Annotated in this window: 14 protein-coding genes; 4 read left to right on the top strand and 10 right to left on the bottom strand. The window is 36.2% G+C overall.

Annotation, left to right across the window (positions count from 1 at the left end; all coding sequences use genetic code 11):
- Window positions 1-14 precede the first annotated feature (14 nt).
- Window positions 15-2,126 (bottom strand): ferrous iron transport protein B, encoded by a 2,112-nt coding sequence (gene feoB, locus GV828_RS07410; RefSeq protein WP_166536848.1) that lies wholly within the window; start codon window positions 2,124-2,126, stop codon window positions 15-17.
- 9 nt (window positions 2,127-2,135) lie between these two features.
- The gene (locus tag GV828_RS07405) at window positions 2,136-2,360 is read right to left on the bottom strand and encodes a FeoA family protein (protein ID WP_235935428.1); all 225 of its coding nucleotides are present in this window, start codon (window positions 2,358-2,360) and stop codon (window positions 2,136-2,138) included.
- Between the two features lie 127 nt (window positions 2,361-2,487).
- Between GV828_RS07405 and GV828_RS07400 the strand changes: the two genes are divergently transcribed.
- Both GV828_RS07400 and GV828_RS07395 read left to right on the top strand, forming a co-directional pair.
- A complete protein-coding gene (locus GV828_RS07400) occupies window positions 2,488-2,928 on the top strand; it encodes a YMGG-like glycine zipper-containing protein (RefSeq protein WP_166536846.1) in 441 nt (146 codons plus the stop codon).
- Window positions 2,929-3,025: 97 nt separating this feature from the next.
- A complete protein-coding gene (locus GV828_RS07395; protein ID WP_166536845.1) occupies window positions 3,026-3,625 on the top strand; it encodes a sugar O-acetyltransferase in 600 nt (199 codons plus the stop codon).
- 16 nt (window positions 3,626-3,641) lie between these two features.
- Here GV828_RS07395 and GV828_RS07390 read toward each other — a convergent pair whose 3' ends face one another.
- Both GV828_RS07390 and GV828_RS07385 read right to left on the bottom strand, forming a co-directional pair.
- Complete coding sequence (locus GV828_RS07390; RefSeq protein ID WP_166536844.1) at window positions 3,642-4,145, bottom strand: GNAT family N-acetyltransferase; 504 nt, start codon at window positions 4,143-4,145, stop codon at window positions 3,642-3,644.
- 156 nt (window positions 4,146-4,301) lie between these two features.
- Window positions 4,302-4,970, bottom strand: a complete 669-nt coding sequence (locus tag GV828_RS07385) for an SCO family protein (RefSeq protein WP_166536843.1) — start codon at window positions 4,968-4,970, stop codon at window positions 4,302-4,304.
- A 177-nt stretch (window positions 4,971-5,147) separates the two neighbouring features.
- Here GV828_RS07385 and GV828_RS07380 point away from each other — a divergent pair, with 177 nt between their 5' ends.
- Window positions 5,148-7,148 carry a M13 family metallopeptidase gene (locus GV828_RS07380; protein WP_235935431.1) on the top strand — a complete coding sequence of 667 codons (2,001 nt, stop codon included), beginning with the start codon at window positions 5,148-5,150 and terminating at the stop codon, window positions 7,146-7,148.
- A gap of 114 nt (window positions 7,149-7,262) precedes the next feature.
- Here GV828_RS07380 and GV828_RS07375 read toward each other — a convergent pair whose 3' ends face one another.
- From GV828_RS07375 to GV828_RS07360, 4 genes are all read right to left on the bottom strand, one after another.
- The gene (locus GV828_RS07375) at window positions 7,263-8,066 is read right to left on the bottom strand and encodes an NAD-dependent epimerase/dehydratase family protein (protein WP_166536841.1); all 804 of its coding nucleotides are present in this window, start codon (window positions 8,064-8,066) and stop codon (window positions 7,263-7,265) included.
- Complete coding sequence (locus GV828_RS07370; RefSeq protein ID WP_166536840.1) at window positions 8,053-10,437, bottom strand: M28 family peptidase; 2,385 nt, start codon at window positions 10,435-10,437, stop codon at window positions 8,053-8,055. The genes GV828_RS07375 and GV828_RS07370 overlap by 14 nt, the downstream gene beginning before the upstream one ends.
- 22 nt (window positions 10,438-10,459) lie before the next feature.
- Complete coding sequence (locus tag GV828_RS07365) at window positions 10,460-10,810, bottom strand: hypothetical protein (RefSeq protein ID WP_166536839.1); 351 nt, start codon at window positions 10,808-10,810, stop codon at window positions 10,460-10,462.
- 205 nt (window positions 10,811-11,015) lie between these two features.
- Window positions 11,016-12,542 carry a bifunctional GNAT family N-acetyltransferase/carbon-nitrogen hydrolase family protein gene (locus GV828_RS07360; RefSeq protein ID WP_166536838.1) on the bottom strand — a complete coding sequence of 509 codons (1,527 nt, stop codon included), beginning with the start codon at window positions 12,540-12,542 and terminating at the stop codon, window positions 11,016-11,018.
- Between the two features lie 208 nt (window positions 12,543-12,750).
- Here GV828_RS07360 and GV828_RS07355 point away from each other — a divergent pair, with 208 nt between their 5' ends.
- The gene (locus GV828_RS07355) at window positions 12,751-13,086 is read left to right on the top strand and encodes a single-stranded DNA-binding protein (protein ID WP_166536837.1); all 336 of its coding nucleotides are present in this window, start codon (window positions 12,751-12,753) and stop codon (window positions 13,084-13,086) included.
- An 81-nt stretch (window positions 13,087-13,167) separates the two neighbouring features.
- Here the strand turns inward: GV828_RS07355 and GV828_RS07350 are convergent, their stop codons facing one another.
- Both GV828_RS07350 and GV828_RS07345 read right to left on the bottom strand, forming a co-directional pair.
- Window positions 13,168-13,389 (bottom strand): helix-turn-helix domain-containing protein, encoded by a 222-nt coding sequence (locus GV828_RS07350; RefSeq protein WP_166536836.1) that lies wholly within the window; start codon window positions 13,387-13,389, stop codon window positions 13,168-13,170.
- 3 nt (window positions 13,390-13,392) lie between these two features.
- A complete protein-coding gene (locus tag GV828_RS07345) occupies window positions 13,393-13,863 on the bottom strand; it encodes a DUF2975 domain-containing protein (protein WP_208103155.1) in 471 nt (156 codons plus the stop codon).
- Window positions 13,864-13,885 lie beyond the last annotated feature (22 nt).

Raw genomic sequence — 13,885 nt, 5'->3', positions numbered from 1 at the left:
TGGCGAAAGCCAAATTATTTTAAAAATTGATACGCTACAAATGAAGCCAAATAGGCAAAAGCACTCATGAAAACCAGCTGAATGATAGGCCATTTCCACGAGTTAGTTTCCTTTTTTACAATCGCAAGCGTGCTAATACATTGCATCGCAAAAGCGTAAAATAGTAATAGCGAAATTCCGGTGGCAAAGTTAAAAACAGGTTTTCCGGTTTTCGGATTTACTTCAGCAGCCATACGATTTTTAATGGTTGCGGTTTCTTCACCTTGACTTTGAATGCTGTAAATGGTAGCTAAAGTTCCTACAAAAACTTCTCTTGCCGCAAATGATGTGGTGATGGCAATGCCAATTTTCCAATCGTATCCTAATGGACGAATAATAGGTTCGATGGTTTTTCCAATAATACCAATATAAGAATTTTCCAATTGATACTCAGCAACTTTGTCTGGAATCACTGCCGGGTTGATTGGAATTTCGCTTCCGTAAACTTCCGTTTCTACAATTTTTTGTGCATTTGCAAATTTTTCTCCGGGACCGTGAGAACCTAAAAACCAAAGGATGATGGAAAGTGCCAAAATAATTTTTCCAGCCCCATAAACGAAAGCTTTTGTTTTTTCTAAAACGTTAATTCCTACATTTTTAAAAAGGGGCATTCGGTAATCCGGCATTTCGATTACGAAGTAAGATTTAGATTTTATTCTTAGCAATTTGTTCAAAATGTAAGACGAAAAAATAGCCATCCCGAAACCTAAAAGGTATAAAATCATCAGCGTTAACCCCTGAAGATTTACAAATCCTAAAACGGTTTTTTCCGGAATAATTAAGGCGATTAAAATGGCGTAAACAGGAAGTCTTGCAGAACAAGTGGTAAATGGCGTTACTAAAATGGTAATTAACCGTTCTTTCCAGTTTTCGATGTTTCGAGTTGCCATAATTGCTGGAATGGCACAAGCGGTTCCTGAAATTAATGGTACAATGCTTTTTCCGCTCAAACCAAAACGACGCATAATTTTGTCCATTAAAAAAACCACACGACTCATATAACCGCTTTCTTCTAACAATGAGATAAAGAGGAATAAAAAGGCAATTTGTGGGATGAAAATCACGACACCTCCAATTCCCGGGATGATTCCGTCGGAGATTAAATCGGTTAGTTTGCCTTCCGGCAAATTTTCTTTTGCGATAGCACTTAAATTAGCAAAACTTTCGTCAATAAAGTCCATTGGAATGGATGACCATGCAAAAACCGACTGAAAAATAAGGAACAAAATGGCAAAAAACACCACATAACCCCAAAATTGGTGCATCAGTATTTTATCGAGCGAAGCTCTCAATCCGGTAGCTTTTGTGGCATCAACGAAATATCCTTCCTTAAGGGTATTATTAATGAACTGGTAGCGTTTTACGGTTTCTTTTTGTTGTAATTTTTTGAGTGCAGATTGTGACTTTGCAAATGATTTTTCGCTAATTTCGTTTCGTTCCAACGTCCCAAAATTTACATCTTGCGTAATCACGAGCCAAAGTTTGTACAGCAATTCATTAGGAAACGTTCTGGCAAGATTATCAAAATATTCCGGGTCAATTTCCGAAGCATTTACGCAAGGTTCTGTTGGAAGATATTCGTATTGTGCAATTTGGGATTTAAGTTCGTCGATTCCGGTATTTTTGCGAGAACTTACCAAAACAATTTTGGTTTTAAGTGCCGCTTCTAACTTTTCAATATCAAGAGAAATTCCTCTTTTTTCCATTCTATCGGTCATGTTGACGACTAAAATGGTAGGAATTTCCAAATCTTTTATTTGCGTAAAAAGCAATAAATTTCGTTTGAAATTTTCAACTTCGGTTACTACTACTACAACATCAGGAAACAAATGATCGTTTTTATTGAGCAATAATTCAATCACCACATTTTCGTCCATAGAACTTGCATTCAGACTGTAAGTTCCCGGAAGGTCTAGAATATTGGCTTTTTTGCCATTTGGCAAACGGCAAGTTCCTGTTTTTTTCTCAACCGTAATTCCGGGATAATTTCCCACTTGCTGGTTTAATCCGGTAAGCAGGTTAAAAACTGAGGTTTTTCCGGTATTTGGATTTCCGATTAAAGCGACATTGATATTGGGTAAACTCATGAATATTTTTTAAAGAATTTCAACGGTAATTTCACATGCGGTTTCTTTTCTTATGGCTACAAAACTATCGTTTACATTAAAATACAACGGATCGCCAAAAGGAGCGGCTTGCAAAAATTCGATTTCATTTCCGGGCAAACAACCCATTTCTACGAGTTTGAGCGGAATGGTTTCGATGTTAATTTCCAATACTTTGGCTTTTTGTCCTTTTTTGAGAAGATCTAACGTTGTCAAAACTTTATTTAGATTGAATTTAGATTGCAAAAGTACTGTAAAAAATTGAGAAAATTATGTAACTCAAATCTGAAGCTTCGGTATTAATTTTGACTTAATGCTTTTAGTAACCATAAAATTGAAAGCCATGAAAAAATATCTTTTATTATTTGCGGTAGCGATGGCGATGACCTCGTGCCGTGATACTGCTGCAGAAAATGCAGCGTTAGAACAAAAAATGGAGTTAGATTCTATTAAAGCTGTAATGAAAGCGCAAGAGGAAGAAGCTGCAAAACAACGTACAATAGATTCGATGAACGCTCTTGCGCAACAACGTGAAGCACAAGCTGCCAGAGTTGCTGCTGCAAGTGCCAATACAGCACCCGTAACTGCTGAACAAAAAAGAAAAGGCTGGAGTAATACGGCAAAAGGAGCAGTGATTGGAGCCGGAGCTGGAGCCATTACTGGTGCGGCAGTTTCTAAGAAAAAAGGACAAGGAGCCATTATCGGTGGATTGGCTGGTGCGGCTGTTGGAGCCGGAACTGGAGCGATTATTGACGACGGCAAAAAGAAAAAAAATAAAGAATAAACCTTTCTCAATACAACCAAAAACCAACTATTTTAAAAACAGGTGACGCAATTTGTGTCGCCTGTTTTTTTATTTTATTTTTGAAAAAAACCTCCGGATGAAATCTGAAAAAGAAAAAATGCTTGCTGGCGAACCCTATTTTGCCAACGGAAAAGAGTTGTTTGAAGAGCGGTTAAAAGCCAGAGAAATTGTATTTGAATTTAATCATTTGGCTCCAGCTAAAATCAAAGAGCGGTCACAACTGATTGCTAAATTATTTAAAAACGCTGGAAAAGGAACTTACATCGAACCGCCTTTTCGTTGTGATTACGGCTATAATATTTCGGTGGGAAAAAATTTTTATGCCAATTTTAATCTGGTGATATTAGATTGTGCCGAAGTGACAATTGGCAACAATGTGATGTTTGCGCCAAATGTGAATTTACTTACCGCTGGACATCCCATTCATCACGAACAAAGAAATACCGCCATTGAATATGCCTTCCCGATTACTATTGGCGACAACGTGTGGTTAGGGGCAAATGTAGTGGTGAATCCCGGAATTTCCATCGGGAAAAATTCGGTGATTGGTTCCGGAAGTGTGGTGACCAAAGACATTCCGGAAAATGTTATTGCGGTTGGAAATCCTTGCAAAGTCTTGCGGGAAATCACAGACGAAGACAAAAAATATTATTTCAAAAAAATGGAATGGAAGTAATTTCTCATATTATTTGCTAATTTTCATAATACATCAATTCCTCAGCATCGTTAGGAATTTCAATTAATTTTTGAAAACGCAACCCTAATTTCTCGATTAATTTTTGGGAAAGAAAATTATCTTTTGTGGTCATGGCGGCAATTTTTGTGATGCCAAAATCCTTCGCTACAATTTCTTTCAAATGATGGGCGGCTTCAAAAGCATAACCTTTGCCTTGGTATTTTTCGAAAAAAGAAAAACCGATGTCCATCACGGGCAAAAAGTCTCGTTCGAAAATACCAACAGCACCAATTTTGGTTTGGTTTTCTTTCAAAATCACCACATAATTCCCGAATCCTAATTTTTGAAAATGCGGCAAAAATTTTTCACTAATGTAATCTTCAGCATCTTGTGTGGTGCGGATGTTTTTGTCACCGATGTATTGGAGAAACGATGGCATGTTGTATAATTCGACAAAAAAATCGGCGTCTTCTAAATGAGCAGGTTTTAAAACTAAACGGGAAGTTTCGAAGGTTGTCATCTTAATTAATTATGAAATGGAATTGTTCTGGCTTTCGCCAAAAGTTCTCCAGTGTCGCGTTAGGGATTGAAGCGGCATCCTTTTTGCTTTTTTCAGAAAGCAAAAAGATTGAAACGGAAAGCCCGACCCGCCGCGGCGGGGAACGCCCCAATAAAATTATTCTTTTTCGCTTAAAAATTTAATGTCCTCCAACAATTTTTTGACTTCTACAAGATTGGTGCCGTCATAAAACCCACGGATTCTGCCTTTTTGATCGACCAAAATAAAATTTTCGGTGTGAACCATGTCGTACAATTCGCTGGAATCACTGGTTTTCACAGCTAAATACGATTTTCTGGCGATGTAATAAATGTCTTTTTGGTTTCCGGTTACCAAGTTCCATTTACTGTCAATAACGCCTTTTTTTTCGGCGTATTTTTTTAGAACTTCGGGCGTGTCAATTTCGGGCATTACGGTATGAGAAAGTAACATCACCTTGGGATTGTCTTTAATCTGTTCCTGAAGCCACGCCATATTTTCGCCCATTGGCACACAAATCGACGGACAAGTCGTGAAGAAAAAATCAGCTACGTAAATTTTTCCTTCATAGTCTTTTTGGGTTATTATTTTCCCGTTTTGATTCGTAAAAGAAAAATCAGCAATGTGATGGTCACGCTTGATGTATTGAACGGTTGTGTCCACCAATTCCGGGTTTACGTCTCCGGGATTATAAATGGGCAAAGTTTTTTTTGGTTTTAAAGCGAAATAAAACAAGGAAATAATGATGGCGGAAAGGATGAATAAAACAGCGAAAAATAATTTGTATTTTTTGAAGAAAGTGAGCATGCTGGAATATTTTTTGCGAAATTACAAAACAAAGTTGCAAAACGGCTGATTTTTAACAAAATGAAAAGCTGTTTCAACTATTACTTTTTTTAGATTTGTGAACTACTAAATTTTTTAAATATGATGATATCTTCCCGTAGAAGCCTGGCTTCTTTTGCTGCGATTGTTTTGGCAGCCATGACCGCGAATGCTCAGCAAAACAAGCAATCTCACGGAATTGAATTGCAATACATGGACAATTCGGTAAAACCAGGTGATGATTTTTTCCTGTTTGTAAATGGAAAGTGGGTGGAAAAAACTGAAATTCCAGCCGATAGAACCCGTTGGGGAAGTTTTGATGAGCTTCGCCAAAGAACGGATGAAGACGCGCTTGCCATTTTGAAAGAAGCGGCACAAAATAAAAATCTTGATAAAAATTCGGATCAGGCAAAAGCGGTGTATTTGTATCGCTCAATTTTGGATACCGTAACCCGAAACAAGCAAGGGATTCAACCAATTAAACCAATTTTGGCAAAAATTGATAAAGTGAAAAATGTAAAAGACTTACACGCTTTGTTAATTGAAATGGAATCAACTGGAGGTATTGGATTTTTAGGTGCTGGAGTGGGTACAGATGCTAAAAATTCTAACCGTAATGTGGTGAGTATTGGTTTAGGAAGTTTAGGTTTACCCGATAGAGATTATTACGTTTCGGAAGAAGCAGATTCTAAAGAAAAAAGACAAAAGTACGAGCAACACGTAGCTAAAATGTTAGGCTTTTTAGGCGAAAAACCAGCGGAAGCCAAGAAAAATGCTGCTAAAATCGTGGCTTTGGAAATTGCGATGGCAACCCCAAGATTAGATCGTGTGGAACGCAGAGACAGAAGAAAAACGTACAATCCAATGACGATTGCCGATTTGCAAAAATTAACGCCATCTTTTAATTGGGATTCATACTTAACCGGAATTGGCTTGCCTAAATTAGATAGCGTAATTGTTTCGCAACCAAAATATTTGACGGCTTTAGAAACTATTTTCAAACAAAATAAGGTTGAAGATTGGAAAGCTTATATGAAATGGACCACGTTGAACCGTTCTGCGGGATTGCTTTCTACCGAAATTGAAAATGCTAATTTTGAATTTTACGGAAAAACTTTAACAGGTGCGATTAAGCAACGTCCGCGTGAAGAACGTGCTTTACAAACAGTAAACGGAACCGTTGGCGAAGCTCTAGGTAAATTATATGTGGCGAAAAAATTCCCGCCTGAAGCAAAAGCTAAAGCGGAAGCCATGATTAAAAATGTGTTTCTAGCTTTTGAAAACCGCATCAATAATTTGCCTTGGATGAACAAAGCTACTAAAACCAGTGCGGTTGAAAAATTACACAAGTCACGTGTAAAAATAGGTTATCCTGATAAATGGAAAGATTATTCTGGATTAACGATTCTAAGTCCGGAAGACGGCGGAACGTATTACAGCAACATGAAAAATTTATCAAAATGGCGCTTTGAAGAAAATATTGCCGATTTGAAAAAACCGGTTGATAAAGACGAATGGTTCATGTCGCCACAAACGGTGAATGCTTATTACAATCCTTCATACAACGAAATTGTGTTTCCAGCCGCAATTTTACAACCGCCTTTTTACGATTATCGTGCTGACGAAGCCGTAAATTATGGTGGAATTGGAGCGGTTATTGGTCACGAAATTTCTCACGGATTTGATGATTCGGGTTCGCGTTACAATGCCGATGGAAATTTAATCAATTGGTGGTCTGATGAAGATTTGGCGCAATTTACGCAATTGGGTGGCGCTTTAGCCGATCAATACAGCCAATTACAACCGTTACCGGGAATATATGTTGATGGAAAATTTACTTTAGGTGAAAATATTGGTGATTTAGGTGGCGTGAATGCTGCTTATGACGGTTTACAATTGTACTTAAAACAAAACGGAAATCCGGGATTAATTGACGGATTTACACCAGAACAAAGATTTTTCATCTCGTGGGCAACGATTTGGAGATCAAAAGCCAGAGACGAAGCGATTAAAAATCAAGTAAAAACAGATCCGCATTCACCAGGCCAATATAGAGCTTACGTACCTTTACAAAATGTAGAAGCTTTTTATGATGCCTTCCAGATTAAACCTGGACAAGGAATGTATATTGAACCAGAAAAACGAGTGAAAATCTGGTAATTTTTTATTCAGAAAAAACACAAAATCCCGAGTGAAAGCTTGGGATTTTTTTTGCTAATTAACCCGTTGGTTCACTTGGTGTAATTGGGTTATGATTGTTTATTTTTAATAAATTTACGCCAACGCATGATAAACAATCCCTAAAATTTCTTCAGATTTTTTACTGTTAACGGTTTTTCCTTTAGAAGTTTCGTTTGAAAATTTTGGCGCTATAAATCCGTGTAAAACGGCTTGTTTACTGTAGTATTCTTCTCGTGACGGATGATTGGGGTTGACGCCATTGAATGTTTCGTTCCAACAGTTTTTTTCTATAATTTGATGGATGATTTCAATGCAATCTTTTTGCTCAATTAAATTAATAGGTGCTTTTGCATTAGGCACATTTTCTTTGCCAGATAAAAATTTTATCAAGTTTCTTCCCGGACCAATCAAGCCTCCAAACCGTAGGATTGTAGTTTGAAAATTTTTATTACCTTGTAATAATTTTTCTGACTCTAGGATTTGCTTTCCACTTTCGGTATCTGGATTTTCAGGACTTTTTTCATCTACCACTCTATAATTTTCATCGTCTCCATAAACTGAGGTCGAACTCACAAAGAGCACTTTGTTAACGGTGGACTTTTCGATAGCTGTTATTACATTTTTGATTTTGGCTACAAAATTCTCCCGTTTCGGACTTCTCAATTTTGGAGGAATATTGATGATTAAAATTTCTGACTCACGTAAAAATTTCTCAATATTACCTTCTATTTTATCTTCAAAAACAAAGACTAAAGAGGCATTTAGCCCAAATGCCTCGAGTTCGTCTAATTTTTCCGGCGAAGTGGTGGACGTTTTTATCCGATAGCCTTTTTCTAAGAGAGATTTTGCAAGTGGAAATCCTAACCATCCGGTTCCTAATATACTAATTTTGGGCATCTGGAATGATATTTTCGGAGGGATTTTCTATTGAATCCGTTAATTGTTGTGGGATAATTTCTTGGTTAAAATTTGCCTTAATCTTTTGTTTGAGTACAATAGCATCTGTTAGTACAAATGGTTTTGGCATCATCCAATTTTCTCGTTTTTTTATTGAAAACTCAGGGTTTTCAAGTAAATCAAATGATGCTTCAATCAATTCTAAATCAGGTTCTATTCCTTTTTTAATACTAAAACTCATTTCTAAAGCTTCATTATTTGTTACGTAGTAACTTAACAATTTTCGGCCATTTCTTTTATACGCAGATTTTTTTTGGTTGACATGTAATACACCATTTACTCGCAAGTTGTGAAAAGTAACATTTGTGTTGGCAAAAATATCGTAGCGGTTTACTTTTCGATTGGGTTTGATGATTATTTTTATGTAGCGTTGGTCGCCAATAATTTCGTCGCGGATAAACTGAATGCTTGGTTCAGGGAAATTTTTAGTTTCGGTAGGTTTACTGAAGGTAAACTTTGTATTGTATTTGCTAAATAAATTATAGGCTTCTACAATTTTGGCACTTTGCGGATTTTTGCCTAAATAACTGTTAGTCCACTCGTCCAAATTTTCATCATAAGTAAGCCAAAAAGCTTTACCCGTATCTACATCTTTAAAGTAAACTAAGCTATTTTGCTTGGCTTGTCCTTCTTCATAATTCGAATTAAAATGCGCTTTTGCCAAAAACCCGATGGCTAAAATGAGCATCACCAAGCTCCAATTTTTTTTCTTTGGATAAAATCCAAAAACAGGTATCAATAATGCAAAAACCAGTGCTGTTAGAATTGCACTCCCAAATAACATTTTGAGCCCTAAACCAATTGGGAATGCCACGACAAACGGCACAAAAATCACAATTGCCGGAATTGATAGTATAAGATTAAGAAGCCAGAATGACTTTTGCGTAAGCACAAAAACAGCAAGCATAATAATTCCTGCAAAAACTGGAAGAATAAAAAATCCGGCTCCAGGTAAAAATATCGCAATTAAAATATTAATAATAAACCATATTAATAATGGGGCGATGGCAAAATCAAATGTTTGCGTGACGGAGTAAAAATTTTTATAAAATGCAAAGCAAATGGCTAGAGTGATAAATATAAAAAATCCTATGTAATCATGGCCATTATAAGTAAACCCTTGCAATATTTCGGAATATTGTGGATATGCCACGTTAAGAATTTTCCAACCGAGGAATGCCGCCGCACCACTTACGGTAATTACTACAAAAAAAGGTGTGAATCCTCTTAAAATTTCTCGTGTAGAAAGAATTCTTTTCCCAATTCCTAAAAAAACAAAAAAGAATAGTAAAATTCCGGCAATTCCAGCCAAAATAAAATTCCAAGAAAACGGATAATGGATAAACCCAAAAGGTGTATTTACGTAAACAAAATCTTCCTTAGAATTTAATTGTGACAAATCATAATTGCTGAAATAATGCAGCAATGGCATAAGATAATTGGCTTGATGTGCAAGTGTTTCCTGGCTTAGATGCTCAAAATTATCTTGCTTTGTATGGTAATTAAAATGATTGTCGATAAAGGCAAAATTAAATCCCTGAATTTGTCCTTGTTGGCGGAACACCGTCAAATCTGTATCGTTTGGCAAAAGTTTGTAAATACTGTACATCAACGAATTAGACACTGGAAAATCCAATCCCGAAGCGGCAAAATTTTTCACCATTTCGGCATTTCCCTCATTGGTTTCCATCAACATATAACTCGGTCCCGAAGTGCCTCGGGCTTCAAAGTTTAAAACCACGCCAACATCTTTTGCCCACGGATGTTGAGTTACAAAAAGTGCCGCACCGTTTAAACCTAATTCTTCGCCGTCAGAAAATAGAATTATGATATCGTTTTGGTGGGATTTTTTGCTGTTTTTAAATGCTCTTATTCCTTCTAAAATGGTGGCAATACCTGAAGCATCATCAGCTGCCCCATAAGATGCCGAATGTGGAGCACTATCATAATGTGATAAGAGCATGACCGCTTTTCCATTAGCATTTGTACCTTTTATTTTGGCAATAATATTCCTGGATTTCGAAAAATTTCCCCATTCGGTTAGCGTAAAACCTTCTTGTACTTCGGGGGTTAAACCTAATTTTTTTAATTCGGCAATTAAATAATCACCTACTTTTTGATGATTTTCCGAGCTAACATAATGTGGTAAAGCCGAGATTTGCTTCACTTTTTCAATTGACTTTTCAATTGAAAACCCATATTTCAAATTGCCATTTACCTTTGAATCTTGGGGCATTTCTAAATAAAAAGTCAAAAAAACCAGCCCTACAAAAATCAAGGCAGAAATAAGGGAAGTGTAGTTATTTTTCATCAAGTTTAAAAAATTCAAATAGTTACATTTCTTTTTTTACCAGCATAATAAAATCGTGTTCTAATGGCAAATATCCTTGATCATATAAAAAATAATAAGTATTGCCCGTTTTAGTATTTAAAATTCCGGTAAAATGTTCAAAATCAAAACCTTTACTTATTAATTTTGCTCGCGTAGTTTTGGTTTTTCCGTCAATATTCGTTTCGGTCAAAATCCTATAATTTTTGCGTAATTTGTTATTAATATTGCGCATCAAATTGTTCGAATCTTTGTTGATTTTATTATTAAAAGCGTTTCGACAGCCGTCGCTGCAAAACTTTTTATCTTCGCGGCCTATAATTTTTTCAGCACATTCCAAACATAATTTTGCCATAATTTATTTTTTTGGGAGCGATTCGTCTGGGAATATTTGTAATCCACGTTCCTGCTTTCGCTTCAATCCGCTTCCGCTAACACTTCAGCGGGATTTCCACTCAATCAGGGCTAAAGGAAAAACTTGGTTTTTTGTCAGTTAGCTCTTGGTTTAAAAAAACAAAATTTTGTACTTCTTTTTCCTACACAAACATAGGTAAAATTTTCTATTTCAGCTTTTTAATCTTGTACAAATCATGTCTTCTATCTTTCAAAATCCTTACACTTCCTTGCTCATGTAATTTTTTGAGTAAATCTAAATCTACATCGGCAATCAAAGTCATTTCGGTATTTGGCGTTGCTTCAGCTTTAATTCCATTACTCGGAAACGCAAAATCCGATGGCGTAAAAACCGCCGCTTGAGCATATTGAATATCCATGTTGTTTACACGAGGTAAATTTCCTACACAACCGGCAATTGCCACGTAACATTCGTTTTCAATGGCTCGCGCTTGAGCACAATGTTTCACACGTGTGTAAGCGTTTTGCGTGTCTGTGAGAAAAGGAACAAATAAAATTTGCATACCTTCATCTGCCATCAATCGCGATAATTCCGGAAATTCCACGTCATAACAAATCATGATCCCTATTTTTCCACAATCGGTATCAAAGGTTTTAATTTCGCTTCCACCTGTCATTCCCCAATATTGCACCTCATTTGGTGTAATATGAATTTTTTTATACATCTCCGAAGTTCCGTCACGTTTACACAAAAACCCCACGTTGTACAACTTTCCATCTTCGGTCATTGGCATACTTCCGGTAATGATGTTAATGTTATAAGCAATGGCAAATTCCTGAAATTTCTTCCTTAATGGTTCACAAAAATGAGAAATCTCTCTAATTGCATCAGCTTCAGAAAGATGGTTGTAATCCGCCATTAACGGTGCGATAAATAATTCTGGAAACAATACGAAATCTGCCGCATAACCCGAAACCACATCAATAAAAAATTCTGACTGTTCAAAAAGTGCTTCGAGATTAGCTAACGAACGCATTTGCCACTGCACCAATCCCAACCGAATCACACTTTTTTGGGCATTAATCAATTTCGGACTTTTCTCATAGTAAATATTGTTCCACTCCAGCAAAACCGCATATTCCTGCGAAGAAACATCGCCTTCCAAATAATTTTTCATAATTTTCAAAACGTGAAAATCATTACTCAATTGAAACGATAAAACTGGGTCGTAAATATCTTTTAACCGTACTTTGCTAATATATTCTTTTGGTGTCAACTCCTCAGAGTATTCGCTATATTTCGGGATTCTTCCTGCAAAAATGATAGATTTTAAATTTAATGTTTCACACAATTCTTTTCTCGCATCATACAATCTTCTTCCCAAACGCAAACCGCGGTATTCCGGATCGATAAATACGTCAATTCCATACAACACTTCGCCATCCGGATCGTGAGTGGAAAAGCTTCCGTTTCCGGTAATTTTTTGATACGTATGAGCCGCACTCGCTTTTTTGTAACTCACCAAAATCGATAATGCAGAACCGACGACTTTGCCATCAACCAATACGGCAATTTGTCCTTCTGGGAAAATGTCTAATAATTTTTCAATTTCTTCTTCCTCCCAATAACTTTCTTCTAGTTCGCAATAGGCGTGTAACATTGAGGTTTTCAGTTCCTTATAGTCTTCAATAGCTAAATTCCTGAGTTCTACCTTAGAGATTTCTGTCTGCATAAAATTTTAATTTTCTGTAAGTTACGAAAAAAAATTTCCGTTTGCAAACGTTTACAAATAATTACAACCGAAAGTAAATGTATTTCAACCGAATAATTATGGGACGCTATTGCAACTTTGCCTTGTTCAAACTACTAAATGGTTTTCCAAAATCATTTTTGAAATTGAATCAAAATAACATTTTAATAACTTTTAATTTTTAAACGCCATGAGCAAATTAAGAAACAGAGTGCAATTAATTGGACACGTAGGACAAGAACCAGAAGTAAAAACTTTTGGAGAAGGAAAAAAAGTAGCAAACATCACTTTGGCTACTAATGATTTTTATCGAAATGAAAAAGGTGAAAAGGTAGAGCAAACCGAGTGGCATCGCGTAGTAGCGTGGGGAAAAACTGCCGAAATTATTGAGAAATTTGTTCAAAAAGGAAAAGAAATTGCCATTGAAGGCAAACTTACCTACAGAAATTACGAAGATAAAAACGGTGAAAAACGTTATATTACCGAAGTGGTTGCGGACGAAATTTTGTTGATTGGAAGCAAATAATTTCTAAGTGAAAAGATTGTGAGTAAAAAGCATCGTTTTTAATTCAGAAAAATTTAAACGATGTTTTTTATTTTCAAAACGTTATAATCGTGCGTCTGTTTCTGAAACATATTCTAAAATATCGCCGGGTTGACAATCTAAGGCTTTACAAATGGATTCTAGAGTATTAAACCTGACAGCTTTGGCTTTGCCTGTTTTTAAAATTGAAAGGTTGGATAAAGTAAGTTCCACTTTTTCCGAAAGTTCGTTAAGCGACATTTTTCGCTTGGCCATCATCACATCTAAATTTACAATTATTGGCATCTTTTAAATGGTTAAGTCGTTTTCAGATTTCATTTCAATAACATTTTGCAAAATTTTTTCAAGAACAGCAAGTGCCGTCGCCATTACCACCGAAATAAAAGTAGCAACGATGCACAAGCCCAAAAATCCTGCGGGATCATCATCTTCGTGGTGAAAAATGACAATAAAAATTCCGGCTAAAACAATGGAGAGGCTCAAAATAATGCCGCAAAATTTAATGGTTCGCAACGCTTTCAAAGCATTTTGCGTGTACAATTCATTTTTTCCGATGTAACCCAATAACCTAAAAGCTTTCAATAGCGCCACAAAAAACACAATTGAAACGGCATAACCGTACAAAATAAACGGATCCGAATAAATACTAATCCAGTCCAAGTTTTCAGCACGACCTTCAGTTAACGGAAACCGAATCAAAATGAAAAGTGCCAAAAGCCCGAACAGCACCAAAACAAATTTTAGGAAAATAATGGACATTTTTTTCATTTCGAGAAATATT

The organism is Flavobacterium ichthyis, from assembly GCF_009915155.1.
GTDB lineage: Bacteria > Bacteroidota > Bacteroidia > Flavobacteriales > Flavobacteriaceae > Flavobacterium > Flavobacterium ichthyis.
This window is presented reverse-complemented; position numbering and strand designations above follow the sequence as displayed.

Coding starts and splice junctions, on each gene's coding strand:
- GV828_RS07365 (WP_166536839.1), bottom strand. CDS start 10,810: ATGGCAAAATTATGTTTGGAATGTGCTGAAAAAATTATAGGCCGCGAA.
- GV828_RS07375 (WP_166536841.1), bottom strand. CDS start 8,066: ATGCCCAAAATTAGTATATTAGGAACCGGATGGTTAGGATTTCCACTT.
- GV828_RS07380 (WP_235935431.1), top strand. CDS start 5,148: ATGACCGCGAATGCTCAGCAAAACAAGCAATCTCACGGAATTGAATTG.
- GV828_RS07350 (WP_166536836.1), bottom strand. CDS start 13,389: ATGCCAATAATTGTAAATTTAGATGTGATGATGGCCAAGCGAAAAATG.
- GV828_RS07360 (WP_166536838.1), bottom strand. CDS start 12,542: ATGCAGACAGAAATCTCTAAGGTAGAACTCAGGAATTTAGCTATTGAA.
- GV828_RS07370 (WP_166536840.1), bottom strand. CDS start 10,437: ATGAAAAATAACTACACTTCCCTTATTTCTGCCTTGATTTTTGTAGGG.
- GV828_RS07390 (WP_166536844.1), bottom strand. CDS start 4,145: ATGACAACCTTCGAAACTTCCCGTTTAGTTTTAAAACCTGCTCATTTA.
- GV828_RS07345 (WP_208103155.1), bottom strand. CDS start 13,863: ATGTCCATTATTTTCCTAAAATTTGTTTTGGTGCTGTTCGGGCTTTTG.
- feoB (WP_166536848.1), bottom strand. CDS start 2,126: ATGAGTTTACCCAATATCAATGTCGCTTTAATCGGAAATCCAAATACC.
- GV828_RS07355 (WP_166536837.1), top strand. CDS start 12,751: ATGAGCAAATTAAGAAACAGAGTGCAATTAATTGGACACGTAGGACAA.
- GV828_RS07400 (WP_166536846.1), top strand. CDS start 2,488: ATGAAAAAATATCTTTTATTATTTGCGGTAGCGATGGCGATGACCTCG.
- GV828_RS07395 (WP_166536845.1), top strand. CDS start 3,026: ATGAAATCTGAAAAAGAAAAAATGCTTGCTGGCGAACCCTATTTTGCC.
- GV828_RS07385 (WP_166536843.1), bottom strand. CDS start 4,970: ATGCTCACTTTCTTCAAAAAATACAAATTATTTTTCGCTGTTTTATTC.